The sequence below is a fragment of the Nocardioides sp. P86 genome (assembly GCF_023712465.1).
GTDB classification, from domain to species: domain Bacteria; phylum Actinomycetota; class Actinomycetes; order Propionibacteriales; family Nocardioidaceae; genus Nocardioides; species Nocardioides kribbensis.
The window spans coordinates 1-410 of the sequence record NZ_JAMAYE010000044.1 but is presented as its reverse complement, the minus strand read 5'-3'; the positions used below and the strand labels follow the sequence as shown (position 1 = coordinate 410).

Annotated in this window: 1 protein-coding gene; it reads left to right on the top strand. The window is 61.0% G+C overall.

The window, feature by feature from the left end; all coding sequences use genetic code 11:
- Positions 1–64 precede the first annotated feature (64 nt).
- The coding region (locus M3673_RS18870; RefSeq protein WP_251535615.1) for an ATP-binding cassette domain-containing protein at positions 65–410 on the top strand (346 nt) is incomplete at its 3' end.

Here is a 410-nt window from a genome sequence, read left to right as displayed (position 1 = left end):
GGTGGAGGGGGACGAGGTCTCTTTCCGCACGCCAAAGAACGCACTGGACCGGGGGATTGCCACCGTGTACCAGGATCTGGCCGTGGTGGATCAGATGAGCGTGTGGCGCAATTTCTTCCTGGGGCAGGAAAAGACCGGTTTCCTGGGTCGACTGAAGGAAGCCGAGATGCGTACCACCGCAGCGGAAGAACTGCGGAAGATGGGCGTGGATATCGCCGATGTGGACGTGCCCATCAGCACGCTGTCCGGTGGTCAGCGCCAAGTGGTGGCTATTGCCCGCGCCCTGTACTTCGGAGCCAAGGTACTGATTCTGGATGAGCCCACCGCAGCGCTGGGTGTGAAGCAATCCGGTATGGTCTTGAGATTCATCCGCGCCGCTGCGGAACGCGGGGTGGGCGTGGTGTTTATTA